We start from the raw sequence: 25,014 nt of genomic DNA, 5'->3' as shown, positions 1-25,014 counted from the left end.
TTTTATAGTACAAGGGTTGCCACGGCACCCGCTTTTAATGTAATTGTTTTTGTTTTGCTGCCCTCAGCAACATCTATGGTTTTTTCTTCTGTAGAGGTGTTTTGAATAATAGCCACCACGTTGCCGCCCGGTGTTGTATATGCCACATTAGGCAGGCCTTCCGGCAGATTAGATTCTACACGTACAGATCCCGGCCTTACAAATTTAGAGGCGTGCGCAATAATATAATAAGCAGGTTCTCTTATAACATTGTCGCCGGTAATAGTCACAGCGCCAAGGCAACGGTCGCAGCCACCCCTGTCGGTATGCGGGTCCTGGTTCTCATCGGCGGCAAGGTTCCACTCCAGTACGGTTTTACACCAGTTGCGGGGCGCGCCAATAATAAGGTTTTCTATATGCCAGTCCAGCTCTTTTTTAAAGTTGCCCGGTGCGCCAACCCACTGCTCTGTAAAATACAGGTTCTTGGTGGGGTGTGCCTCGTGTACTTTACTAATAGCATCTACGGTACCGCCATACAGGTGAAACGCCGACCCATCAATATACTTCGCTGCCTTAGGGTCGTCTAAAATAGAGATGGGATACTCGGGCTTATCGGCATTATGATCGTAAATAATAATTTTGGTTTTGATGCTGTTCTTCTCGAACGCAGGCCCTAAATGGTCACGTACAAAAACCTTTTGGTCATCGGCTACCATTAAAAGGCTTGGGGTATTGCCCGGGTGCAGCGGTTCGTTTTGTACGGTAAGTGCATCTATCGTAATGCCATTCTTTTTCATTTCCTGTATGTACTTAACCAGGTAATTGGCATACACACCGTAATATTCTGGTTTAAGGCTGCCCCCACGGCTGTCTCCGTTGGTTTTCATCCACACGGGTGGCGACCACGGCGACCCCAGTATCTTTATATCAGGGTTAATGGCCAGTACTTGCTTTAGTACCGGGATAAGGTATTTTTTATCGTAACCAAGATCGAATTTAGTAAGGTTCAGGTCGGTTTCACCTTCGGAAAGGTCATCATAAGAAAATACTTTCTCATCAAGGTCACTCGCGCCTACGCTTATGCGTATGTAGCTGCTGCCGATGTCGTTCTTTCCGGTGCCGAAAATTTCCTGTAAGAGTTTAGCGCGTGCCGGGGCAGACATTTTGCTGATGTGCAGCACGCTGCCCCCGGTTAGCGTAAAGCCAAAACCATCCATTGTCTGGTAGGTTGTGGCGGTGTTAATGTTTAACTTAACATTGTTTGTGGATGGGTTATTGGAAAAGGGCTGCTCTTGTAGCAGTAACGTTTTGTCTGGCATGGTAACCCACAGCTGTGCGCCTGCGGATTTTTTAGAAGCTGAGCTGCAACCTGTAAGCAATGCTATCCCCGTAAGGGCAACAGCCAGGCCAAAGCTTTTTGTAATAGTGCGTGTGTGCATGTATTATTGTAGTTTTATAACAGTAGTGCGGCAACCCTACACCGGGTTTTTAGCAATGCTAAATTAGTGTTATATAATTTGCATTTAAAAAATAGCGGTACACTTTGTTTACGCCAATACTCAACACCCCTACTCAAAATACTACCTTTTTTTTATAAGATATTGAAGTACAAAAAAGTATAACAACTATTTTTATACACTTTTTTATAAATTTACCGTAAAAATTACGGTAAAATCCGCTAATTTTACATCGTTTTCGGGCGCAGCACAAGCCTTATAATCTATGAGTAAAACCATTTTTATATTCCTATCGGTATTATTTTGTAACCTTACAGTATGGGCACAGAGCAATAATGTAAAGATACGCCAGTACACCCGCGCCGACTTTAATGCAGATACCCAGTTTTGGACTGCCTGCGAAGATGCATCGGGTACGCTGTTTTTTGGCAATAACGATGGTGTGGTAATTTTTGATGGCGAGCACTGGCAAAAGGTGATATTGCCCAATAACTCATCGGTACGCAGCCTTGCCGCCGGTAAGAACAGAAAGATATATGCCGGTGGCTACAACGAGGCTGGCACCATTACCAAAGATAAAAGCGGACGGTACAGTTACACTTCCATAGTGGCCGACCTACAGCTTGAGGGCCGTAACATAGAGAACATCTGGGACATACAAAGCCTGGACAATATGCTACTGTACCGTGCTTTTAATGAGGTTATCATTACCCAGGGCAAAACCGCCACACATATACCCACAAGCAGTTCTTTTACTTACAGCGCACTTGTAGGCGGCGATTACCTTGTGCAGGAAACTAACCACGGGCTGCTTAAGCTCGACACTGCCAAAAGGCAGCTTACCGTAGCCTTTAACCCATCCGAATATAATAACGAAGATATTGTGTCGCTGCTTCCCGGCAATGCCCACGGCCAGCTTATAGCGGTTACGGTGCAGGGGTCGGTTTATAAAGGGGTTGTGGCTACCGGGAAAATGGAGTTGCTTACCAATGTATTTGCGCAGGGCGAGCGCGATGAGGTTTCGGGCGCTGTAACCTACAGCAACGGCACGCTGTTTATTGGCACCGTAGGTTCCAAGATCATTTTAGTGATGCAAAACGGAGAGGTTATACACAAACCTACTATATTCCGTTCGTTGCAGGAGAGTGCCATACACGGCCTTTACCGCGCTAAAGACAATAATATCTGGGTGCTGCAAAATAACGGCCTTGCGTACATCGACTTTAAGTCGCCTTATACATCACTTTTTAATAAAGCATCTGTTTATGATGCGCTTTCTGCTAACGGCACCCTGTACCTCGCCACAACAGAGGGTGTGTATTATGCCCCTTTTAATGAGGAAGCACCGGCATCACCGTCAGACTTTAAAAAAATAGCAGGCCTGCAGGGCCAAACGTGGTCGGTACAATTGCTGGACGGCGATGTTATAGCATCCCATGACAATGGCCTTTTTAAAATTGATAACGGCACAGCAGCCCGCATAGGCACCAATGCCGATTTATGGAAGGTTACCCCCATTGCCGAAAAGCCCGGCTTCTACCTGGCATCGCACTATAACGGATTGTATCTTTTAGAAAAAAAAGGCAATGAATGGGTAATGCACCCCAAGATCGCAGGCTTTAATGTTTCGGCGCGCGATATTATGCCTACCAGCGAACCAGGCACCTACTGGGTGTGCCACGGCTACCAGGGGGTATTCCGCATTCGTATCGACCCGTCGTATTCGCGTGTAAATTCAGTTGACCATTTTACCACTAAGAACGGGTTAAAGAATTCGTTTAACGTTAATGTATTCCGTTGGCAAAACGATATTGTTTTTACTACCAATACCGGTATTTATACCTTTAACCAGCAACAAAACCGATTTGTACCGCACGCACGGCTTAATGCCATATTAGACCCTGCAAAAAATACCCGCAAGCTGGTGCAATCGGGCAACCGCACCTGGTTTGTACAGGATGACGAGGCCGGTTACTTTTACACTGCCGAAAAGAGCCCCGAACTGCACAAAGACCTGTTCCTTAACCTTAAAGGCAGCTTTAACAGGGGGATGGAATGCCTTGTGTCGCTGGCTAACGGCAGGATGCTTTTTGGCACCACCAATGGCTTATTTTTGTATACTGTTGATAACCCCAATGCAAACCCCGGTATCGCTACGGTAATTACCCAGGTGTCGTATTCTAAAAACCAAAAGCAGGAACTCCTGCCCCTTTTTAGCCGCAACGGTGAGCCACAGGTATTGCCCAATCAGACCGACATCCTCCGCTTTGATTTTGCTGCCCCAAAAATGACACACGGCACGCAAATACAATATAGCTATATATTAGATAATGTAGATCAGGTTTGGAGCGCTTGGCAAAACATTGCGTATAAAGAATATACCCACCTGCGCCCCGGCACCTACACCTTTAAGGTAAAGAGCCGTAACACTGCGGGGCTGCCTGGCTCCGAAACCCAGTACACTTTTACCATTGTGCCTAAATGGTACCAAACGATACTGGCATATTTGCTGTATGCCGTAGTAGGTATCTTAATTGTACTGGGCATACGTGCACTGGTTAAAAAACGCATCCGCCACGAGCGCAACAAAACCCGCCGTGAAGCCGAGCAAAGCAAAAAACTCCTGGAGCTGGAAGTAGAGCAGCTAAAACTGCAACGCGATAAGGAGGCAATCAGGAAAGATAAGCTTACGCTGGAAGAAGATGTTATAAACAAGAGCAAGGAACTGGCCAACTACACACTGCTCTTGGTACAGAAGAAAGATATTTTTAGCGAGCTGACATCTGACCTTAAAGAACTTAAGGACTATGTTAAAAATGAAGAGTCGCGCAAGAAGCTGCTGCAAATTTTCCAGAAATTGAATCAGCACAAAATTGGCGAAGAATACATGGAGGTATTCGACGTGAATTTCGAAAAAGTGCACCACAATTTTTTTGAGCGCCTGAAAGAGTTAAATCCCACGCTTACCAAGCGCGAGCTGCGCCTGTGTGCCTTTGTAAAAATGAACCTGAGCAATAAAGAGATATCCCCGCTGCTGGGTATTTCCCTTAGGGGTATTGAGAATGCCCGTTACCGCATCCGTAAAAAGCTCAATGTAGCGGGTGAAGATAATTTTGCCGCGTTCTTAGAAGCTGTTGCCAGGGATGCTGATGTTGAGGCGCATTAATATTGTTGATACCCATGCTTCTTTTTTTATCTGAGCACTCATCTTAATAAAGATAGCGCCACACTACGGCAAGCCCGTGCGACACTATTTTTACTTATATCAGTAACCAAACGAGCGTATGAGTGTAGCTAAGGCCTTAAACTTCGTTGCGTAAACAAAATAAAAGTTGAGGCGTTAAGAATCATTTGCTGTCTGAGCGTAGCGAGTTCAAATGATTTAGCCGAAACTTATATTTTGTAGCATAAGAAGTTAGAGCTTGAATTTTTGATTCTTTTATTTCAAGACAAAAGAATACAACTACTCTACCCATTTATAATAGCGTGCGCCAATAAGGTTAGGCAGCGTATCTTCTATGGTATCTAAAACCCATTCGTTTACCGGGGCTAGGATGCTGAAGTCCTGCTCTTTTTTGTGCAGTTTTTGGTAGGCTTCAAAATCTATGGCGTAGCTTTGCGCAAGGTTTTCAAACAGGCGGGCATTTTGTGCTGCGGCCTTCCAGCCTTGTTGTAACGTACCCTGAAATACCTTGCTTTTAGAGCCGCTGCCATACGCCAAAAAGCCTATGGTTTTGCCGGTAGCATCTCTCCCCGTTTCCGCATATCGGGCTATAGCCGAAAGGAACCCCATAAAAACCGACCCGGTATACAGGTTGCCTATTAACGATGAAGCCTCTTCGGCAGGTTGCAGCTTTTGGGCAACAAACGCCTTATAATCATCACTTTTGCTAATTTCCCTCACACGGTTTTGGTAATCAGCAGGGTCTTCGTTGCCCGTTAACAGCGGGGTATCCGCGTCGAGCGCAAAAAGCTCGGCGAACATGCGGCGGCCCTGGTAGGCATACGGCAAGTGCATCATAATGCCCTCCCACGTATTGTATAACGATCCTGTTGTATTGGTAAGTTTTTTAAAGCTGTTGTAGGCCTCGCGGGTACGGTCGGTATAGCAAACGTTGCTGTACTGGCCGTCGAACACCGGCTGGTCTTTATGAATTTCTATAACGCGCTCCAAGTTGTCAAACCACGGCTCGTTAGCCTCAATATTTGTAATTTGCTGTTTGGTCAGCGCTCGGTACGGTTTAAAAAAGTCGAACACCCCTTTAGTACTTACCGCCCAGTTATTGTCGAAAGCAATAATGCGGGGGCTCTCGGTTACCAACATAGCTATGGCGCCTGCACCCTGGGTATATTCGCCGGTACTTTCAAGGTCGTATTTGGCAATGTCGGTAGCCACCACAATAGCTTTTTTACCGGGGTTAAGCCTTATAAAATCGAGGCAGTTGTGCAGGGCATCTACTGCGCCTATGCAGGCAAAGGTAAAATCTACCGTATCGCATCCGGCAAACGTGTTATGCCCAAATTTCTGCTCCATGAGGCTTACTAAAAAGGATCCTATGGGCTTAGAGCTGTCAATCCCGCTCTCGGTACCCACATAAATACGGGCAATTTCGGCGGGGTTAATAGTATTATCAGTAATAAGGCGGGTAAGGGCATTGGCACCAAACACCACCGCATCCTGGTGTGCATCGGGCAACGTCATTTTTATAAGGCCAAGCCCTTTTTCGAGCTTATCAGGGTCTATGTTACGCGCCCCGGCAAGGGTTTTTACAGGGAGGTGTATTTTAGCAATATCAAAGGCAATAGCGTCTATTCCGGTGGTCATTGTTTTAGTTTTGAAGAAACACAAATTTACGGATTAATATACCACAGCCTGCCAATGTTTGCCCGCCACGTGCTGCTTTTTGCCTCGAATTACACAAATGGCACTAATTTTTAAAAGATTGATATTTTATACAAACCTACACTGAATATTTTTTTAAACATCCTTTTTTTATTGGTGAAAATTTGTGGAATTCGTGTCAGATCTTTTTAGACACGAATTAGCACTAATTTCTTAAATTCAGCTAAATCGTTTTTATTTAGTGTATTTCAGCCCAAACATGTACTTTAGCAGCATTATTCATACTCTTTATAAATAAAGCATGAAATTATACGCTATACTTATTGTATTGGTCATTGGGTTTACCGCTACAGCGCAGGACAAACAGGGTTACCAATTATACACTAAAGACGGCAAGCAAACTACCTATAAAAAGTTGCTAAAGGCCGCCGCTGATGCGCAGGTGGTGCTTTTTGGCGAAGAGCATGACAATGCTATGGTGCACTGGCTTCAGCTTGAATTCACAAAAGACCTTGCTTCCACCAAGCCCCTTGTGCTCGGCGCAGAAATGATAGAGGCCGACAACCAGCAACAGCTTAACCAATACCTTGCAGGCGCAATAGACCAACAGGTGTTTGACAGCTTGGCCCGCCTTTGGAAAAACCACAAAACCGACTATAAACCATTGGTTGACTTGGCTAAAGAAAAGCGCTTCCCTTTTATTGCAACCAACATACCGCGCCGCTATGCCAGCCAGGTGTACAAGAAAGGGTTGGAATCTTTAAACTCCCTTACCCCAGAAGAAAAAGCCTGGATTGCGCCCCTGCCTATTGCCTATGATGCTACCCTGCGCGGTTATGTAAAAATGCTGGAAATGAGCGGCGGTCACGGTGGTGATAACCTGCCTAAAGCACAGGCGGTAAAAGATGCTACCATGGGGCACAACATAGCGCAAAACCTAAAAGAGGGAACTATTTTTGTACACTACAACGGCAGCTACCACAGCGATAATTTTGAGGGTATTAACTGGTATTTAAAGAAAGAAAAATCATCGGTTAAAATACTAACCATTGCAGCCGTATCTCAAAAAGATATCAATAAACTGGAAGCTGAGCACCTTAAGCAGGCCGACTTTATCATTGTGGTTGATGAGGATATGACCAAGACATATTAGGCTGATTACTGAAAACTGCGACTTAAAACTGTTTTTAGCAGCCCTTAAAAAACTCCAGTGTTTCTTTTAGCAAGGCATCACGGCTTTCTATATGGCTCATGTGCCCGTGCGGGTAGGTAATTAGCTTTACAGCGGTGCCTTCTACCTGTGGGGCGTGTTCGGTATATACAAGGCTTTGGTCTTTTTCGCCCAATACAAGCAGTATAGGGTAGGGAGAAAAATGCAGCAGTACTTCGCGGTCTTTGCGTACTTTCATGCCTTCAAGCGCCGCTATAATGCCCTGTAGCGGCGTTTTTACAGCCTGGTCGCGCAGGTCTTCAATCTCAGGAGCAAATTTTTCGCGGTTGTCCTCGCTAAAAAGGTTGGCAATGCTCATGCGCACAAAAGCAGTATAGTTTTGCTTTACGGCTTTAATAGCACGGTCGCGGTTGGCTTTACGCTCATCGCTATCGGCAAGGGCGCTACTGTTTTGCAATACAATGCCCTTAACCATATCGGGGTATAATTCGGCAAAAGCCAAAGCCACATACCCACCCATAGAGTGCCCCATTAGTATAGCCTTGCGAATGCGGAGTTCGCCCAGTACGGCATTAACTGCATCGGCCATATCTTCCATACTGTGTACGTAGCCCAGGCAGCCGGTATCGCCATGTCCTAAAAGATCTACCGTAATTACACGATACTTTTTAGAATACTCCTGCACAAAAAAGTCCCACATGGTACTGTTCTCTAAAAAACCATGCAGCAGTACAAGGGCCGTGCCTTTGCCGGTTTCGGTGTAGTTGATGTCGATATTTTTGTACTGTAGTTTCAAAATGAGCCGAAAGTCTTAAAGTCGAAAAGTTTGTAACGCGAGCTACAAAAATATACTATCCTTACAAATACAGCAACGTAATGTTTCGTTAAATAATCTATATTTGACTTTCAAGGAGATAGAAATGAACAGACTGGTTATTATTGGAAATGGTTTTGATTTGGCGCATGGGCTGCCGACGAGTTATGGGCACTTTATTGATTGGTATTGGGAAAAGGTTTTTAAAAAATTGCATTCACAAAACACAAACGATAGTATATATTATGAAGATAATTTATTACGGTTTGATTTGAATTTATTTGGGATTTACTCTTTAAGCATTGTTAATAGCTTTAAAGCTATTAATTCTTATACAGCTTTCGAAAAATTCCTAGTAACCATTCAAGAAAACAATTATTACAATGATGAAAACCATTCTTTCACCTACTATAATAGTTTTTTTCAAATAATTAACAACAGAAAGTCAGTTCAAAATTGGGTTGATATTGAAAATGAATATTACAAACTTTTGAGGGATTGTCTAAAGGAAAACAACAGCAATCATCAGGTAAAAAAATTGCATGAGGAATTTGAACAAGTAAAAAGTTTACTTGAAAAATATTTACATGAAAATGTGGCTAACCTCTACGATTTTGAGAGACATACTGAATATCAAAACACAATTGATATTTTTAATTTGAATTATAGAAAACAACGTAAAAAGTATTTAGCAGAATTTGGAGACAAGGATTATGCTTTTGTAAATGATTGGATTGATGAATATAAAAAAATAGAGCGAACCGGACTAAAAACCAGCGATAATTATAAAGTTAGGAATTTGTTTTTAAATTTTAATTACACACCTACGGTAGACAACTATGCTCTGATAATGAATGATCCAGATAGTAATATTTATGGTGAAAATGAAGTAATTCAAATTCATGGAAAGTTGAATGATAAAGACAATCCCATTAATTTTGGATTTGGTGATGAAATGGATGATGATTATAAAACAATTGAAAAGAAGGACGATAACGAGTATTTGAGAAATATAAAATCATTCCTATACTTGCAAAATTCCAACTATAAGAAAATGCTGAGCTTTATTGAGACCGAAGAATTTCAAGTTTACATAATGGGACATTCATGTGGATTATCAGACAGAATATTGTTAAACAAGATTTTCGAGCACAACAATTGCTTATCAATCAAGGTATTTTATCATCAATTTACAAAACCAAAAGCAGACGGAAGGACTGATAACTATACTGACATAGTACAAAACATCTCTCGGCATTTCAATAAAAAGGAAATGATGCGTGAAAAAATCGTAAACAAATCACTCTGTGAGCCTTTATCGCAGAATGTCAGGTTTGAAAGTAAATAATAAATGAGATAATTTCGCTCGACACAAAATCCACTAATTAACTACCTCCCATGGGAATGCATAAAAAATCCCGCCAGTGGCGGGATCTTATATTTATATGCTTGCCTTAAATTGCTCAAGGAAGCGCACATCGTTTTCGTAAAACATACGTATATCGCCTATACCGTATAAAAGCATAGCAATACGCTCTACACCCATACCAAAGGCAAAACCGTTATACTTAACCGGGTCTATGCCGCAGTTTTTAAGTACATTAGGGTCTACCATACCGCAGCCGCCAATTTCCAGCCATCCGGTACCTTTAGTAATACGGTAATCGGTTTCTGTTTTAAGGCCCCAGTAAATGTCTATCTCGGCACTTGGCTCGGTAAACGGAAAGTACGACGGGCGAAGTCGTATCTTACTCTTGCCGAACATCTCTTTTGTAAAATACAAAAGCGTTTGTTTCAGGTCGGCAAACGATACATCCTTATCAATATACAAGCCCTCAATCTGGTGGAAAATACAGTGCGAACGCGCCGAAATGGCCTCATTACGAAAAACCCTTCCCGGAGAAATGGTACGTATAGGCGGCTTGTTCTCTTCCATATAGCGCACCTGTACCGATGAAGTGTGTGTTCTTAGCAGCACATCGGGGTTGGTTTGTATAAAAAAGGTATCCTGCATATCGCGTGCCGGGTGGTATTCCGGCAGGTTAAGCGCGGTAAAGTTATGCCAGTCGTCTTCAATTTCCGGACCCTCGCTTACGTTAAAGCCAATGGTAGAAAAAATATCAATTATCTGGTTCTTTACAATAGATATTGGGTGGCGCGAACCCACGGTAAAGGGTTCTCCGGGGCGCGTAAGGTCGCCGTAGGCACCACTGGTGTCTTCTTTGCTCTCTAACGCATCCTGAATTTCTGCAACTTTACCTTCTGCAGCTTTTTTAAGGTTATTAATAACCTGTCCAAACTCCTTTTTGTGCTCTACGGCAACGTTCTTAAACTCGGCAAAAAAGTCGTTTAAAACACCTTTCTTACCTAAAAATTTAATCCTGAAAGCCTCAAGCTCTTCTTTAGTATGCGCCTTAAAAGCTTCCGCTTCGGCTATGTAATCCTTTATCTTATCTATCATCTTTCTGCCATAAAAGTGTGCAAATTTAGGCATTTTAAATTTGCTATACCACCTATTGCCCTTGTATAATTTTGCATTTTAACTTATAAGCTGTCTTAAATGATGAGCCAAAGACGATGTTTAAGTAACACGACCGAAGTATGCCGGCTACCTAAACAAAAACTCCGGAAAAGCGGTTGTAACCACCCATCCGGAGCTTTAAATTTTACGTAAACCAACTTATTTAATAAGCCCTTTTTCTAAAAAGTAATCTACAATAGCACCCTTCATAAGTATGCTTTGCTCACCGGCCTTAAGGGGCGGCAGTATCTCTTTTACGGTGTAGTGCGGCCAGCCATCTTCATCAAAGCGCTCAAACTCATAGTAGCCGTAAGGCTCTAAAAGGCGGCAAATGGCAATGTGCATAAGGTTTACCTTTTCGTCTTTTTTAAATTTTTTATTAAACTGCCCCAGTTCCTGCACTCCTATTAAATAAATAATAGCATCAAGGTCTAAGGTATCGCCGTCGGCAAAACGGTCAGATAGTATGGTTACAAGCTGTTGCCAGCGTTCTTTTAATTGTTCGTCTCTGGACATTTTTATTTTTATATTGCGCAAAGATAGTAACTCTAAATTTAATGTGGTTTTAACACCACTATTTGCATTATAACCCCATAATGCTAACTTTGCACTAATGGAACTTACAGACATAATACTGGGCACTATATTAGTAATAGGCATTGTAAATGGCTATCGCGCCGGGCTTTTTGTAGAGCTGGCATCGTTAGTATCGTTAGTGCTGGGCATTTACCTGGCAACCAAATTCTCCGGCTATGTAGGCACTTTTTTTGATGGCCACCTGCCCGATAACCCAAAACACGCAGCTATTGTAGCTTTTATAATAACCTTTATTGCCGTAGTAGTGGGCATTACGCTATTGGCAAAAGTATTTACAAAGGTGGCCGACTTTACCGGCCTTGGTATACTTAACCGCCTACTGGGCGCTTTGTTCGGGCTAATACGTACTATACTTATACTTAGCGTGCTGCTTAATTTCTTCACCAAAATTAACAGCAATCATACTTTTGCCAAACAGGAAACCTTAGAAAAATCAACTTTCTTTTACCCCATAATGAGCGTTTCTAAAATTATCTTCCCGGTATTTGAAGACTGGTTTAAAGAATACAGGGATAAGGTTTAGGTTTTATGGAACACAGATGACGCGGATGCAGGCAATCGCGGATATGCACAGATTTTTTAACATGTTTACATAAGGTTAAACATGCAGTCACTGCTAAAATATAACCCTTAATTCCTCCCAATCTCTTCAGGGTACAACTCATGTGCGGGTTCGCTTTGCCAGTATTCCTTAGTATCAGCATCCATAATGGTAAGCGGGCCTTTAAAGGCAGCGCCGGTATCTACATTCCAGATGTTTGCTTTTTGCACAGGCACGGTTAGCCCAATTCGGGTAACAGGTGTATGGCCTATAAACACTTCTTTATAATGTGTAAAACGCTTGGGGTACAAAGGGTCTTCTACAGATAATTCGGGGTTAAGCGACAGTGCCGTTTCCCAAAGGGTGCGGTCCCAGTAAAACATACGGCTAAAATACTCATGCCTTACCCCGTTAAGGTTAGTAAAGCCTGCGTGTACAAAAAGGCGGTTATCATCATCAAGGTAATAATCGGCCAGGCTCTCTAAAAACAGTATGTGTATTTGCTTTTTATCGTCGTCCATAGCATTGTAACGGTCCATTGTGCTGCGCCCGCCGTGGTTAAACCACTCCTCGCTGTACTGGCCTGTTTTTAACCAGCCCAATAGCAAATCATCGTGGTTACCCCTTATAAAAACACAATTGTGGGTGCTTTTAAGTCTTATAAGATGGTCTATAACTTCGGGGCTTTGCCCCCACCCGTCTACAAAATCGCCAAGAAATATCAGGCGGTCGTTTGGGGTTATGTTTGCGCGTTCAAGTATTTGCAGGAGTGCTTTGTATGCACCATGTATATCGCCAATAACAAGGGTTTTGCTCATTCTAAATAAATTAACTCAAAAATAAAAATGTAAGTGTAAATTTACTATTTTGCAGTAAGTTACGGTTTACATTTTTTTAAATTAATTAAACATTAACTACTAACATTTAAAAACCACCTTGCTATGAAAAAAAAATTACCCTTTTTATTATTGTTTTTAACTATTTTGAGCTACCAGACTACGGTAGCTTTTCAGGATCCCTGCGAACCTACAGCCAACCTTGCTGTTACTAACATAACAACAACATCGGCAACGCTGAGCTGGACAAATCCTTCGGGCGCAACATCCTGGGAGGTAGAACTTTTACCTGCAACCGCAGTACCAACCGGGATTGGTATAGTAACAACCACAAATCCTTATGTTGTGAGCGACTTATTGGTATGCACTGAATATAAATACTATGTAAGATCAATTTGCAGTGAAGGCGTTAGCAGTACTTGGACAGGACCTATGTATTTTACTACAGGTTGCACTGGGAACACTACCTGCCCTGTTGAAGAACAATGCAATTACAGTTTTATGTTAACCGATAGCGGTAGCAACGGCTGGAATGGCAGTACCATGAGCGTGGTGCAAAATGGAGTTAACGTAGCTTTATTGCAACTTGCCGCCGGTGGCGCGCAAACGGTAACAGTTTCGTTGTGCGATAACGTTCCGTTTCAGTTACTATGGAATAACGGTGGCACGGCACCCACAGAAATTGGAGTATCCATACAAAACGCTATGAGCCAAACCTTATTTACCAAACCTGCAGGTACTGGTTCGCCAAATAGTTTATTATTTGATGGCCTTGCACAATGTGTAGCCGATGGATGCTATGCTCCGTATAACGTTACAGCCACTACAAGCGGCACTACAACCACGGTTAGCTGGGCAGACGTTGCAACGGGCAGTTGGGTTTATTATTTAGCATCGCCAACAGATCCTGAACCTACATCGGCCACAACACCTACAGGCACGGTTACCACAAATCCTTTTAACATAACTACCGCACCTAACACCGAATATGTTATTTACGTGAAACAAAACTGCTTCGGGATGTTTTTTAGTGACTGGTCGGAAGGTTTTAGCTTTGACACCTACACAGGGTATAGTGTAAGCGCTATAGTTATGGCAGATACTAACGGCGACGGCGTTTGTAATGATCTTGATACCATTATAACAGGTATAGAGGTCTTAGCTACTTTAAACGGGACTGCAATACCATCTTTATTTACCGGCGAAAATGCATCAGTTTCTTTTGACAATTTACCGGAAGGCGAGGGTACCTTTACACTGCAGCCCATAGCACCGGAAGGTTATGAGACCGCTGAAGCTGAAACTATTACGTTAGATTTTACCGAGGAAAATATGGTTTACGTACTTAGCTTTTGCCTCGAGCCAATCCCTACGACCGGACTTAAGGATACTGTATTAAATAATGTAACATTGTACCCTAACCCGGTTAAAAATGTACTTACCGTACAAACGCAAAATGTTGCCGTAGAAAACATAATCGTGTTTGATGTTAACGGCAGGCAGTGCTTATCAGTTGGCAACACTAATAGTATTGATATGCATGCTCTTACCACAGGTATTTACTTTGTAAGGGTTACTACCGCCAATGGCGTAGAAGTAAAGAAAGTTATTAAGGAATAAGGATTTACACCGCAAATTTTTCTGACACGAATTTCACTAATCTACCCGAATTTAATTTGTGGAAATTAGTGAAATTCGTGTCTTTTTTATGGGATATGTTTGGCATTCCCTTCCTTTGGAGGGGTGGCTAAAAGCCGGGGTGGTTATTGAATGTTATAATGACTTCACAATATGGGCATTTTCCAAATCAAAGAAATACGCTCTGTGGTACAACTACTCCGCATATTTCATTTTACGCAATACACGCATGGCTTCTTTAAAAGATATATATACTGATGGGTTGCTATACGCTTTTAGCAACGATTTGGCATCAGCCAGTTTTTGCTTGGCATCGTCAAAGCCGTTGAGATAGCATATCATAAGGGTACTGGGCAGGTTTTCCAGGTCTTTTTGTTCCCTGTTTAATAAGGGCACTCCCTTTTGCAGCTTGCCTAATAACGATAGGTTGGCATTATAAATATGGTACATCATCTTGCGGTTGTACTGCGGTGGGTCGAACAATAAATCCGACTCAATTTTATAATTACCGTTTTCCTGAAAACGTATGCTTACCTGTTCCAGCGGATAGTAACTGGTCTTATCATTTAATCCTAACGCCACATATTCGGTTATCCAAAAGGTGTCGTTGTCAAACTCGATGCTAACTTCATCCAACGCCGAATAAAACAGTTTTACCTGCTCGTTTATCAGCTCAATATCCACCCGCGAAAAATAGGTTTTTCCCTTAACCACCTTTTTATTACCGGCCCAGCATACCACAAACAGCTCTTTAAACACCTTGTATTTAGCAGGCATGTCGCGGTGGCGGTTGTTTATAAAATCGATTACCCCTTCCAGCGTATGCTCAATGCTGTTGCGCGACCCGTTCTCTATATCGGCAACCGCCTGAATATTTTGTGTATTGCCAAGGTTAACCTGGCTTACCTCTACAGGGGTAGAGTTGCTGCCCCGGCGCAAAAAAGCCATGCCCGCAGGTATGGTGTAAATGTTCTTTTTAAAGTAGGATGTGCGTCCGTTAGGGCTTATGGTTACCAGTCCCACTACCCTGTCTTTACCCAGGTGCGGAAAAGGCACATTTTCATACTGAATGCGCGGCGGGTGGATTAGGAATGCGTTAACGAGGTTCTGGATGCGGCTGTCATCATAAAAGTCGGTTCCCGTAATCTCGTTGTCACCGTCTTCTACCCCAACCACTATGTAAGAGTTGTTGGCGGGATTAGAATTAGATAGCGCACAAATATGCTTAACAAACTTGGCTTTACCCTCTTTAGTATGCAGGTTTAACTGGCGCTTTTTATCATAAAAACTGCTCTCATCGTTGTGAGCAAGCAGGTTTTTTATAAGGAGGCGCTTGTTAATCATCTCTTTAGATTGTTAGATTTTTAGATGGCCTATTTTTTACCACAAAGACACAAAGCTTTCACTAAGAACACAAAGCTTTACGGCATAACTAAGATGCAGCTTTGTGCTCTTCAGGTTGCAAAGCAGCCTGTAATCTCTTGTGCTATGCCTTGTGTTTCTTTGCGAAAAATACTTGTGGCGCAAAGCGCTTGTGGTTAATTTATACGTGTTTTTTCGTTAGGAGTAAGCATTCCCCTCCTTTGGAGGGGTGGCTGAAAGCCGGGGTGGTTAATTTTGGTTCAGTTAACCACCCCGCCCTATGGGCACCCCTCCAAAGGAGGGGAATGCCACGATTGTTCTCACTCGCAACCCGCAACTCTAAACCTCAGCTACAATTTCTTATTCACAATAGTTGCACTCGCCTGGGCAGTTGGCAATACGGTTAAGTCGGCAATATTTACGTGGTACGGACGCGTAACTACAAAGTGGATGATATCGGCAATGTCTTCCGCTAAAAGCGGGTCAAGGCCTTTGTACACCTGTGCAGCGCGTTCAGTATCGCCTTTAAAGCGCACCTCGCTAAATTCGGTGTCAACCATACCAGGGTTAATAGCCCCTACACGAATGCCATATTGGTTAAGGTCCATACGCATACCAATGTTAAGCGCGTCAACCGCATGTTTGGTGGCGCAGTATACGTTACCGTTAGTATACACCTCTTTTCCGGCTATAGACCCTATGTTGATGATATGCCCACTGCGGCGCTCTACCATGCCGGGTATTATTTCTTTGCTAACATATAGCAAGCCCTTGATGTTGATATCTATCATGGCATCCCAGTCTTCCTCATCGCCGTTTTCAATCGGGTCCAGTCCGTGGGCGTTGCCCGCATTATTAATCAGCACATCAATATTCATAAAATCAGCCGGGATAGAGGCAATAGCCTTGGCTACATCCTTTTTTTTACGAACGTCGAAATTTAGGGTATGCACATCGGTTAGGGCGCTAAACTCGTCCTGCAGCTCGGCAAGGCGGTCTTCGCGGCGGCCGCATATTATTAACCTGAACTTATTTTTTGCCAGAAAGCGCGCCGTAGCCCTGCCTATACCGCTTGTTGCCCCTGTTATTAATGCTGTCTTCATAGTATTGTTGAAAGTTAAAATGTTGTAATGTTTAATGTTCCGGTTTGAATGTTATACGTTAGAATGTAACAACTTTACAACATTCTAACTTTTAACTTTAAAACAATTATGGCACTTTATGCCCCATACTCTCCGTCCATATAGCAAACCAGTCTTCAAGTTCCAGCTTTACATTAGCGGCCTTAACCTGGTTTTTAAGCCTGTCCGTATCACACGAGCCCGATACAGGTACAATACCTGCCGGGTGCTGCATTATCCATGCAAGCAATATAACATCCTCCGTAACCTCATATTTTTCTACAAACTCTAAAAGAAGGGTTTGCAGGCGCTGGCTTTGCTCGCTTTCGTTTTTAAATACGGAGCCTATAGGGCTCCACGCCATTGGCTTTATATTATGCAGCTGCATATAATCAAGGCTGCCATCTAACATGGGCTGAAAAGCCGTTGCCGAAAACTCTATTTGGTTGCAGTATACATGCAATAGCGATTTTATAAGGTCGGTCTGGCTGTTTGTAAAATTAGAAAGCCCAAACTCCCGTATCTTGCCCTGTCCTTTAAGCTGGTGTATGGCCTCGGCAATTTCGCCGGGGTGCATAAGCGGGCTTGGGCGGTGCAGCAGGAGTACATCAAGATAATCGGTCTTTAAAAATTTAAGCGAGTTCTCGGCACTCCAAATTATATAGTCTTTGCTGTAATCGTAGTGTTTTACTTTTGTAGGGCGGTTGCCTACGGTGTGCTGTATACCACACTTAGTTATAAACTGAACATCCTCGCGCCTCACGCCGCTTTGCGCAAAGCCCAGGCCAAAATCAGCCTCGGTAGTATAGCCGCCGTAAATATCGGCATGGTCAAAAGTAGTTATTCCGTAGCTAATGCAATCGTTTATAATAGAAGCCATTTGCGTAGGGTTAAACTTAGCCCGCCACTCGCCCCAGTTCATAGTGCCCGCGATTACGGGCGAAAGGTGTACACTCATTCTTAATCTTGTAGTTATGTATTTGTGCATAAAAATAATCAAATGATTTTTTCTTACAGCTACATAGCAGTTTAAAAAAACAACAAAAGCCTGTTTACTGCAAAATGAGCAGCAAACAGGCCTTTAAATTGTTCCTGTAAAGGTATATTATTGCTTAACCAGCTTTAAGGTTGCCGTTTTGCCTTGTGATGTTGCATGTACTATATACGTACCTGCGCTTAAGTTAGCAACATCTAATACCGATTGTGCTGCATTAAGGTCTTTTTGCAATACCACCTGTCCCAGCATATTATAAAACACAACATATTCTATATCGCTTTGCGCGGATAAAGTAACTGTACTGTTAGCTGGGTTAGGTACCATAGTAATGGTTTTAGCAGCAAAATCCGGCGTGCTTAGTGGCGCTGTAATGTACACACCATAATCTTCTATATCGCCTACAAAAAAACTATTTGTACATGATACGTGCGCATCGGTTACTACACCAGCATTACCAACAACCCTCATGGTTAAAAGCTGCCCTTGTACTGCATCCTGAGGTATTGTTACACTTGTAGTAAAAACATCATTAGTTAAGTCTACTATCATGCCATCTGCAACCATCTCATCACTTTCAAAAAGGCCATTGCCATTATAATCTATATAAACCCTGTAATGCTCTATGTACTGATTCATGCTGTTTATAGCAATAGATAAGGGATAACTATTTCCCGGATACACTATCGTAGATGTAGTACATTTATAGTCATTATACCCACCTGTATATGTAGATGTACTGTTATTTATAGTATTAAATCCAACATTATAAATAGTATAACCAAAATTACCTACCTGCCCGGGCGAAGGCGTGCATGACTCTGCAATTTCAGAAGGATCTGTTACCACAATAGCTCCCGTAGCAGTATTAGAAACATTAAAATTACCTTGTGTTATATTCAGGGTAACATCATAAGTTCCTGTTTCAGTTGGAGTAAAATTTACATTTTGTGTATTGTAATTGTAAGTATCAGTACCATTGGTAAGTGTCCAGTTAAAAGTAAGCCCATCCCAGTCTGATTCGTCAAGATACGTTTTAGGTACGCAGGTGCTTGCATCTGTAAGTTTAATGGTGCTGCCGGCGCAAACAACATTTCCCGATATATCAAATGCCACAGATGATAATGCCGGCGGTACAAGGCTCATATTGCCATTGGCCGCAAGCAAAGATGCTCTTATAGTTGTTAAAGCATCTATCATTCTGTCTTTTTGCCCTTGTGTAAACATATTTTTACAACTGGTATAATTCATGTAATTATACCTGTAATCAAGGTTTGTGTCAGTAGGGAAACAGCCATTAGTAGTAGTAAGGCAGTTATCTGTCCTTTTATGCGCTGCTATATCAGTTATGCAGTCTCCCTGTCCGCTGCCACATCCGTTAGCAGCAGGGGGACAGGCTGTACCGGCGCTGTCACCTTCAAAAGTGTGGTAAAGGTTAAGGGCGTGGCCAAGCTCGTGCGTTGTTGTACTGTTGCCTGTACCAAAATATTCTGCCAGTATTACCGCACCGTCATAAGCCTGCCCATGCGCAGCGGAAAAATAGGCATAGCCTGACCAAGGAGATTCATCGTTATCGAATTCAGATACAATCCAAATGTTGTAGTATTGATTTGAATTCCAATAATCAAGAGCTTTAAGAGCTGTGTCAGATAAACCGTTTTGTGTATCATAAGCAACGCCACTATTCATATAAAGCGCTACTCCTGTCATGTCGGTCCTGGTGATGCCGTTAGTACAGTTACCTTGCGGGTCGCGTACGGCCAACGCAAATTCAATCCCGGTATCTATGCCAATTCCACTACCTGCCTCGCCAGATAGTTTACGGTAATCTTCGTTTAACGCTTTAATTTGCGCCTTAATTTGTTCGTCGGTAATATTGGTTCCTGTGCCAAGAGCTTCGCCTTTGTGCATAACGTGTACTACTACCGGTATAACATAATTACCTACAGTTTGAGGGCCTTTTTTAACGCTGCCATTGGAATAGCGTGCGTCAAAATCGTGCATGCGTTTTGCATAACCGGCATCGGTTGCCATCTTGTGGTTGTGCAGTCCGTCAGCACCACATTGATGCGTTTCCTGTGCCTGTGCTACCATAAGGCTGCCTAAAAAAGAAAGGGAGAGTAAAAATTGTTTCATTAAATTATCTATTTGCGCGCAAAAGTATAGCAAAAACAACCTTATTGTTAGTAGTTTACTTTAAATAATTGCAACCAACAGCATAAAAAATTTAACATTTGCATACTTTTACGCAAATATTTTCGTTGTACAAGCTGCCGTTGCCGGGCAACGCTTTTTTAGTTTTAAATTGCAGGGAAATAATTAAAACCCAACTATGTAGTTTTTTACAAGCCTTACATACCGTTAACAACGCGTTAACACTCTGTTTAAGGTAAAGGCAATAAATTCGGCAATGAATTTGCAATGTAAAAAAAGCTTATTAAATTCACACTCCAAAACAATACTAAGATTATGGAAGAAAACACTGCCACTGTAGACATTAGGGCAATTAACGAAAAAATAGAGAGGGAAAGCGCCTTTATAGACCTTTTGGTCATGGAAATGAACAAAGTTATTGTAGGCCAAAAATACATGATAGAGCGTTTGCTTATAGGCCTTTTGGGCCAGGGGCACATACTGCTGGAGGGTGTACCGGGGCTTGCAAAAACGCTTGCCATTAATACCTTATCGCAAGCGGTTCACGGTAGCTTTAGCCGTATACAGTTTACACCCGACCTGTTACCTGCCGATGTTGTTGGTACGATGATTTACAACATTAAACAAAACGAGTTTACCATAAAAAAAGGGCCCATCTTTGCTAACTTTGTATTAGCCGATGAGATTAACAGGGCTCCTGCAAAGGTGCAATCTGCCCTGCTTGAGGCCATGCAGGAAAAGCAGGTTACCATAGGCGAAGAAACCTTTAAACTGCAAAAACCTTTCCTGGTAATGGCTACCATGAACCCTGTAGAACAGGAAGGTACGTATCCGTTACCGGAAGCCCAGGTAGACCGTTTTATGCTTAAAGCGGTTATAGATTACCCTAAGATGGAAGATGAGCGCCTTGTAGTGCGTGCCAACCTTAAAGGTGCTTTTGAGAAAGTTAACCAGGTAGTGTCGGTAGAGCAGATATTACGTGCCCAGGAGGCGGTTCGTGAAGTGTATATGGATGAGAAGATAGAAAAATATATTCTTGATATCATCTTTGCTACCCGTTACCCCGAAAAATATAAATTAGAAAAGCTTAAGCCACTTATAAGCTTTGGTTCATCGCCAAGGGGTAGTATTAACCTTGCCACTGCTGCAAAATGCTACGCATTCATCAAGCGCAGGGGTTATGTAATACCGGAAGACGTTCGCGCCGTAGTGCATGATGTATTACGCCACCGTATAGGCATTACCTATGAGGCCGAAGCCGAGAACGTTACCTCTATGGATATCATCAACAAAATAGTAAACGAGATTGAAGTTCCTTAATCGTCGTAAAGTCGAATGCCATAAAGTCGAAAGTCCCGTACCTATTCCCTTTATGGCCTTAAATTAAATTTGGTAGTAAGTAACAAGCATAGCCATTGTAACACCCTGGCTGCTTTATAACTTTAAGACCTTTGACTTTAGACTATAATAAAATGGATACAAAAGATATATTAAAGAAGGTTCGTAAAATAGAGATAAAGACCAAGCGGCTTAGCAACCACATCTTTTCGGGAGAATACCACTCGTCTTTTAAAGGGCGTGGTATGACCTTTAGCGAGGTGCGCCAGTACCAGTTTGGCGATGATGTGCGTGCCATAGACTGGAATGTTACCGCCCGCTACAACGAGCCTTATATTAAGGTTTTTGAAGAGGAGCGCGAACTTACCATGATGCTTTTGGTAGATGTTTCGGGTTCTGAAAGCTTTGGTACGCAAAATTCTTTTAAAAAGGATATTGTTACAGAGATAGCCGCTACCATGGCTTTTTCGGCAACGCAAAACAACGATAAGATAGGGCTGATATTATTTTCGGACCAGGTAGAGCTTTTCATTCCGCCTAAAAAAGGCAAGAGCCACGTGCTGCGCATCATCCGCGAGCTTATAGAGTTTACCCCTAAAAGCAAAAAGACCGATGTTTCGCAGGCGCTTAAGTTCCTGTCGGGTGTGCTTAAAAAAAGGGCTATCGTGTTTTTGATATCCGATTTTATGAGCGGCGACTTTGAGCATACGCTTAAAATAGCGGCCAAAAGGCACGATATTACCGGGGTACGCGTATATGATGTGCGTGAGGAACAAATGCCTAATATAGGGCTGGTTAATATGGCCGATGCCGAAACCGGCGAAACGCTGCTGGTAAATACGGGGTCTAAATCGGTACGCCTACAATATGAAAAGTATTACCAGGAGCGCGTTAAGTATTTTAAAGAAACCTTTAGCCGCTGTGGCGCCGGTGCTGTAAACACCAGGACCGACGAATCTTACGTAACCAAGCTGCTGGGCTATTTTAAGGCCCGTGCCTAAGTGGGTTTATAACATGAAAACAATGAGTATTAAAAAGATATTTGCTATACTTTTTTTCTTTTTGGCCGTTGCCGCATTTGCGCAGCAAAAGCCGCTGCAAACCAGTATAGATTCTGCTAAAATAAAAATAGGCTCGCAGGCTAACCTTACCCTTAAAGCCACGGTAGATACCGGCGCTACGGTAAGCTTTCCGGAAGGCAAGACCTTTGGCCAGTTGGAGGTTATAGAGTCGTATCCGATAGATACCCTGCGCAAAGGTGCTATTTATGAGTTGGTTAAAAAATATGGCCTTACCCAATTTGACAGCGGCCGTTTTGTTATCCCGCGCCTGCCGGTGGTTATCAACAACAAAACCGTCCAGTCCGATTCACTCGTGCTGGAAATAGCCAACATTAAGGTAGACACCCTTCAACAAAAAATGTTTGACATTAAACCTATTGCTAAGGCAGATTCTACCGTTGGTATTTGGGTATATATCTTAATTGGTATTTTAGTGGCTGCCGCCATTGCCTTTGGCGTTTGGTACTACCTCAAAAACAGGAAAAAGCCAATCAAAAAAGAAAAAGCGGTTATTAAAACCCCTATAGAGAAAGCAACATCGCAATTGCAGGATCTTGAAAAGAAAGAACTACTGCAAAGAGGCGAGGTTAAAGAATACTACAGCGAACTGGCAGATATTGCCCGTACGTATATAGAAGAGGCTATTCACATTCCGGCAATGGAAAGCACCACCGGCGAACTTATAGAGGCCATGCGGCGCGCTACACAGCGCCGTAAAATGAGCCTTCGCCCCGAAACTTTTGAGCAATTAGAGCAGGTATTGCGCAACGCCGACCTTGTAAAATTTGCCAAGAGCCGGCCTATGGAATTTGAAATTGCCGAAGACCGCAGCCGTATAGAAAAAACCATTGTGGTGATAGACCGCAGCATTCCTGTTGAAAAGGAAGACGACGAAATTCACACCAAAATGTGGGAAGAGGCGCAGCGCAAAAAGAAAGAGAAAAAACGCAGGAACCAGATAATTGGTGCAGTAGCCTTTGTCATTAGTTTTATAGTGGGTTGGCTGGTTGTAGATGCCATTATGAACGATAGCGGTATTTTTGGCACCCCTACTAAAGAACTTTTAGAAGGCGAATGGGTTAAGAGCGAATACGGCAACCCGGGTATTATTATAGAAACGCCTAAAGTACTTAAACGTGCCGATGCCGAAAAGACTACCCCAAAAGATGCTATGGCCTTTATAAAAGACATTAATTCTTTTGTATATGGAGAGCTGTTTGGCGATATATATATTACAGTAGGTACAACAATATTTAAAGAGCCAAAAGATATAGATCTTAATCTTATAGTAGAAGGTTTATCTAAAACTTGGGAAACCCAGGGCGCACGAAACATCCTGCTTAAAACCGAGGAGTTCTCTACCCATGGCGGTATACAGGGCATACGCTCGTTTGGCACCATGACTATGCAGCATGCTATAACTAAAAAACCGGTAAGGGCATATTATGAAATGTACTTGTTTAAACAGCAGCAAGGCCTGCAGCAGGTACTTGTATTGTATAAGGATGGCGACGAATATGCACCACAAATTTTGGAGCGTATTAAAAATTCTATCGAACTGAGAAACCAGAACCAATAATATGAAAGACGTAACTTTTTTAAATCCCGGTTTCTTCTGGCTGTTTGCACTGCTTCCGCTGGCTATTGGCTGGTACATCTGGAAACGCAGGCAGCAAACGCCAACATTAAGCATAAGCTCGCTTAACGGGTTTAAGGCAGCGCCTTCTATCCTTGCTAAGCTAAAACCGGTATTGTTTGCCTTCAGGCTATTGGCACTAAGCTTTGTCATTGTAGGCCTTGCCAGGCCCAGGAGTGTAGATATCAACAACAAAATACGCACCACACGCGGTATAGATATTGTAATGGCTATGGACGTATCGGGCTCTATGCTTGCAAAAGACCTTAAGCCCAACCGCCTGGAAGCCCTTAAAGACGTAGCCGAAGACTTTGTAGACGCCCGCCCTAACGACAGGATAGGCCTTGTGGTATATGCCGGCGAAAGCTATACTAAAACGCCTGTAACCAGCGATAAGGCTCTTATTAAAGAGGCTATAAAATCGGTTAAGTATGATGATATGGTGCTGCAGGACGGTACGGGTATTGGCGTAGGCCTTGCCACTGCCATTAACCGCCTTAAAGAAAGCAAGGCCAAAAGCCGGGTTATTATTTTACTTACCGATGGTGTAAACAACTCGGGCTTTATAGACCCGCGTATGGCGGCAGATATGGCTAAAGAATATGGTATTAAGGTGTATACCATTGGTATTGGTACTAACGGTAATGCCATGTTTCCGTATGCTAAAAGGCCCGATGGCAGCTTTGTATACCAGATGATGCCCGTGCAGATAGATGAGGCACTTATGAAAGAAATTGCCAAAAAAACCGATGGTACGTATTTTAGGGCTACCAGCAACAGCAAGCTGAAAGCCATTTACGACGAGATAAATAAATTGGAAACCACCGAGATAGAGGAACAAAAGTTTTATAATTACGACGAAAAATTCCGACCATGGGTATGGGCGGCCTTTGGGCTGCTGATGGCTGAGGCGGTTGCACGTAAAACCCTTTACAGAAGCTTTATATAGGT

19 protein-coding genes are annotated in these 25,014 nt (G+C 42.8%); 9 read left to right on the top strand and 10 right to left on the bottom strand.

Going from position 1 to position 25,014, the window contains the following annotated elements; translation table 11 throughout:
• Positions 1 to 2: 2 nt before the first annotated feature.
• Positions 3 to 1,418 carry a glycoside hydrolase family 30 protein gene (locus FMM05_RS15970; protein WP_143374401.1) on the bottom strand — a complete coding sequence of 472 codons (1,416 nt, stop codon included), beginning with the start codon at positions 1,416 to 1,418 and terminating at the stop codon, positions 3 to 5.
• Positions 1,419 to 1,701: 283 nt separating this feature from the next.
• Here FMM05_RS15970 and FMM05_RS15965 point away from each other — a divergent pair, with 283 nt between their 5' ends.
• The gene (locus FMM05_RS15965) at positions 1,702 to 4,602 is read left to right on the top strand and encodes a triple tyrosine motif-containing protein (protein WP_143374400.1); all 2,901 of its coding nucleotides are present in this window, start codon (positions 1,702 to 1,704) and stop codon (positions 4,600 to 4,602) included.
• Between the two features lie 297 nt (positions 4,603 to 4,899).
• Here the strand turns inward: FMM05_RS15965 and FMM05_RS15960 are convergent, their stop codons facing one another.
• On the bottom strand, positions 4,900 to 6,261 hold the full coding sequence (locus FMM05_RS15960; protein WP_143374399.1) for a hydroxymethylglutaryl-CoA synthase family protein: 1,362 nt from the start codon (positions 6,259 to 6,261) through the stop codon (positions 4,900 to 4,902).
• 319 nt (positions 6,262 to 6,580) lie between these two features.
• Here FMM05_RS15960 and FMM05_RS15955 point away from each other — a divergent pair, with 319 nt between their 5' ends.
• Entirely contained in the window at positions 6,581 to 7,432 is an 852-nt protein-coding gene (locus FMM05_RS15955; protein WP_143374398.1) for a ChaN family lipoprotein, read from the top strand.
• Between the two features lie 34 nt (positions 7,433 to 7,466).
• Here the strand turns inward: FMM05_RS15955 and FMM05_RS15950 are convergent, their stop codons facing one another.
• Positions 7,467 to 8,249, bottom strand: coding sequence for an alpha/beta fold hydrolase (locus FMM05_RS15950; protein WP_143374397.1), 783 nt, complete (start codon positions 8,247 to 8,249; stop codon positions 7,467 to 7,469).
• A 121-nt stretch (positions 8,250 to 8,370) separates the two neighbouring features.
• On the opposite strand from FMM05_RS15950, the gene FMM05_RS15945 reads away from it, so the two are divergent.
• Complete coding sequence (locus tag FMM05_RS15945; protein WP_143374396.1) at positions 8,371 to 9,612, top strand: AbiH family protein; 1,242 nt, start codon at positions 8,371 to 8,373, stop codon at positions 9,610 to 9,612.
• A gap of 93 nt (positions 9,613 to 9,705) precedes the next feature.
• Here the strand turns inward: FMM05_RS15945 and pheS are convergent, their stop codons facing one another.
• Both pheS and FMM05_RS15935 read right to left on the bottom strand, forming a co-directional pair.
• On the bottom strand, positions 9,706 to 10,725 hold the full coding sequence (gene pheS, locus FMM05_RS15940; RefSeq protein WP_143374540.1) for a phenylalanine--tRNA ligase subunit alpha: 1,020 nt from the start codon (positions 10,723 to 10,725) through the stop codon (positions 9,706 to 9,708).
• A 219-nt stretch (positions 10,726 to 10,944) separates the two neighbouring features.
• Entirely contained in the window at positions 10,945 to 11,301 is a 357-nt protein-coding gene (locus FMM05_RS15935; RefSeq protein WP_143374395.1) for a hypothetical protein, read from the bottom strand.
• Between the two features lie 97 nt (positions 11,302 to 11,398).
• Between FMM05_RS15935 and FMM05_RS15930 the strand changes: the two genes are divergently transcribed.
• Positions 11,399 to 11,905 carry a CvpA family protein gene (locus tag FMM05_RS15930; RefSeq protein WP_143374394.1) on the top strand — a complete coding sequence of 169 codons (507 nt, stop codon included), beginning with the start codon at positions 11,399 to 11,401 and terminating at the stop codon, positions 11,903 to 11,905.
• A 107-nt stretch (positions 11,906 to 12,012) separates the two neighbouring features.
• Here FMM05_RS15930 and FMM05_RS15925 read toward each other — a convergent pair whose 3' ends face one another.
• Positions 12,013 to 12,741 (bottom strand): metallophosphoesterase family protein, encoded by a 729-nt coding sequence (locus FMM05_RS15925; RefSeq protein ID WP_143374393.1) that lies wholly within the window; start codon positions 12,739 to 12,741, stop codon positions 12,013 to 12,015.
• 123 nt (positions 12,742 to 12,864) lie between these two features.
• On the opposite strand from FMM05_RS15925, the gene FMM05_RS15920 reads away from it, so the two are divergent.
• Positions 12,865 to 14,379, top strand: a complete 1,515-nt coding sequence (locus FMM05_RS15920) for a T9SS type A sorting domain-containing protein (RefSeq protein ID WP_143374392.1) — start codon at positions 12,865 to 12,867, stop codon at positions 14,377 to 14,379.
• Between the two features lie 213 nt (positions 14,380 to 14,592).
• Here FMM05_RS15920 and FMM05_RS15915 read toward each other — a convergent pair whose 3' ends face one another.
• From FMM05_RS15915 to FMM05_RS15900, 4 genes are all read right to left on the bottom strand, one after another.
• Complete coding sequence (locus tag FMM05_RS15915; protein ID WP_143374391.1) at positions 14,593 to 15,741, bottom strand: ATP-binding protein; 1,149 nt, start codon at positions 15,739 to 15,741, stop codon at positions 14,593 to 14,595.
• Positions 15,742 to 16,109: 368 nt separating this feature from the next.
• Positions 16,110 to 16,862, bottom strand: a complete 753-nt coding sequence (locus FMM05_RS15910; RefSeq protein WP_143374390.1) for an SDR family NAD(P)-dependent oxidoreductase — start codon at positions 16,860 to 16,862, stop codon at positions 16,110 to 16,112.
• A 106-nt stretch (positions 16,863 to 16,968) separates the two neighbouring features.
• Entirely contained in the window at positions 16,969 to 17,838 is an 870-nt protein-coding gene (locus FMM05_RS15905; RefSeq protein WP_143374389.1) for an aldo/keto reductase, read from the bottom strand.
• 147 nt (positions 17,839 to 17,985) lie between these two features.
• Positions 17,986 to 20,010 carry a zinc-dependent metalloprotease gene (locus FMM05_RS15900; RefSeq protein WP_143374388.1) on the bottom strand — a complete coding sequence of 675 codons (2,025 nt, stop codon included), beginning with the start codon at positions 20,008 to 20,010 and terminating at the stop codon, positions 17,986 to 17,988.
• Between the two features lie 333 nt (positions 20,011 to 20,343).
• Between FMM05_RS15900 and FMM05_RS15895 the strand changes: the two genes are divergently transcribed.
• The 4 genes from FMM05_RS15895 to FMM05_RS15880 all read left to right on the top strand — a co-directional run bounded on the left by FMM05_RS15895 (position 20,344) and on the right by FMM05_RS15880 (position 25,012).
• Entirely contained in the window at positions 20,344 to 21,348 is a 1,005-nt protein-coding gene (locus FMM05_RS15895; RefSeq protein WP_143374387.1) for an AAA family ATPase, read from the top strand.
• 152 nt (positions 21,349 to 21,500) lie between these two features.
• Entirely contained in the window at positions 21,501 to 22,367 is an 867-nt protein-coding gene (locus tag FMM05_RS15890) for a DUF58 domain-containing protein (RefSeq protein ID WP_143374386.1), read from the top strand.
• Positions 22,368 to 22,389: 22 nt separating this feature from the next.
• Entirely contained in the window at positions 22,390 to 24,006 is a 1,617-nt protein-coding gene (locus tag FMM05_RS15885; RefSeq protein WP_143374385.1) for a flagellar basal body-associated FliL family protein, read from the top strand.
• Between the two features lies 1 nt (position 24,007).
• A complete protein-coding gene (locus FMM05_RS15880) occupies positions 24,008 to 25,012 on the top strand; it encodes a vWA domain-containing protein (protein WP_143374384.1) in 1,005 nt (334 codons plus the stop codon).
• Positions 25,013 to 25,014 lie beyond the last annotated feature (2 nt).

Origin of the sequence: Flavobacterium zepuense (assembly GCF_007097145.1) — a bacterium.
GTDB lineage: Bacteria > Bacteroidota > Bacteroidia > Flavobacteriales > Flavobacteriaceae > Flavobacterium > Flavobacterium zepuense.
The sequence above is the reverse complement of the archived record's forward strand: the minus strand, read 5'-3'. Positions and strand labels throughout refer to the sequence as shown.

Bases quoted from the DNA above. Each gene is read 5' to 3' on its own strand.
- FMM05_RS15945 (WP_143374396.1), top strand. From the start codon at position 8,371: ATGAACAGACTGGTTATTATTGGAAATGGTTTTGATTTGGCGCATGGG.
- FMM05_RS15910 (WP_143374390.1), bottom strand. From the start codon at position 16,862: ATGAAGACAGCATTAATAACAGGGGCAACAAGCGGTATAGGCAGGGCT.
- FMM05_RS15925 (WP_143374393.1), bottom strand. From the start codon at position 12,741: ATGAGCAAAACCCTTGTTATTGGCGATATACATGGTGCATACAAAGCA.
- FMM05_RS15900 (WP_143374388.1), bottom strand. From the start codon at position 20,010: ATGAAACAATTTTTACTCTCCCTTTCTTTTTTAGGCAGCCTTATGGTA.
- FMM05_RS15935 (WP_143374395.1), bottom strand. From the start codon at position 11,301: ATGTCCAGAGACGAACAATTAAAAGAACGCTGGCAACAGCTTGTAACC.
- FMM05_RS15895 (WP_143374387.1), top strand. From the start codon at position 20,344: ATGGAAGAAAACACTGCCACTGTAGACATTAGGGCAATTAACGAAAAA.
- pheS (WP_143374540.1), bottom strand. From the start codon at position 10,725: ATGATAGATAAGATAAAGGATTACATAGCCGAAGCGGAAGCTTTTAAG.
- FMM05_RS15955 (WP_143374398.1), top strand. From the start codon at position 6,581: ATGAAATTATACGCTATACTTATTGTATTGGTCATTGGGTTTACCGCT.
- FMM05_RS15880 (WP_143374384.1), top strand. From the start codon at position 24,008: ATGAAAGACGTAACTTTTTTAAATCCCGGTTTCTTCTGGCTGTTTGCA.
- FMM05_RS15915 (WP_143374391.1), bottom strand. From the start codon at position 15,741: ATGATTAACAAGCGCCTCCTTATAAAAAACCTGCTTGCTCACAACGAT.
- FMM05_RS15905 (WP_143374389.1), bottom strand. From the start codon at position 17,838: ATGAGTGTACACCTTTCGCCCGTAATCGCGGGCACTATGAACTGGGGC.
- FMM05_RS15890 (WP_143374386.1), top strand. From the start codon at position 21,501: ATGGATACAAAAGATATATTAAAGAAGGTTCGTAAAATAGAGATAAAG.
- FMM05_RS15930 (WP_143374394.1), top strand. From the start codon at position 11,399: ATGGAACTTACAGACATAATACTGGGCACTATATTAGTAATAGGCATT.
- FMM05_RS15970 (WP_143374401.1), bottom strand. From the start codon at position 1,418: ATGCACACACGCACTATTACAAAAAGCTTTGGCCTGGCTGTTGCCCTT.
- FMM05_RS15920 (WP_143374392.1), top strand. From the start codon at position 12,865: ATGAAAAAAAAATTACCCTTTTTATTATTGTTTTTAACTATTTTGAGC.
- FMM05_RS15960 (WP_143374399.1), bottom strand. From the start codon at position 6,261: ATGACCACCGGAATAGACGCTATTGCCTTTGATATTGCTAAAATACAC.
- FMM05_RS15965 (WP_143374400.1), top strand. From the start codon at position 1,702: ATGAGTAAAACCATTTTTATATTCCTATCGGTATTATTTTGTAACCTT.
- FMM05_RS15885 (WP_143374385.1), top strand. From the start codon at position 22,390: ATGAGTATTAAAAAGATATTTGCTATACTTTTTTTCTTTTTGGCCGTT.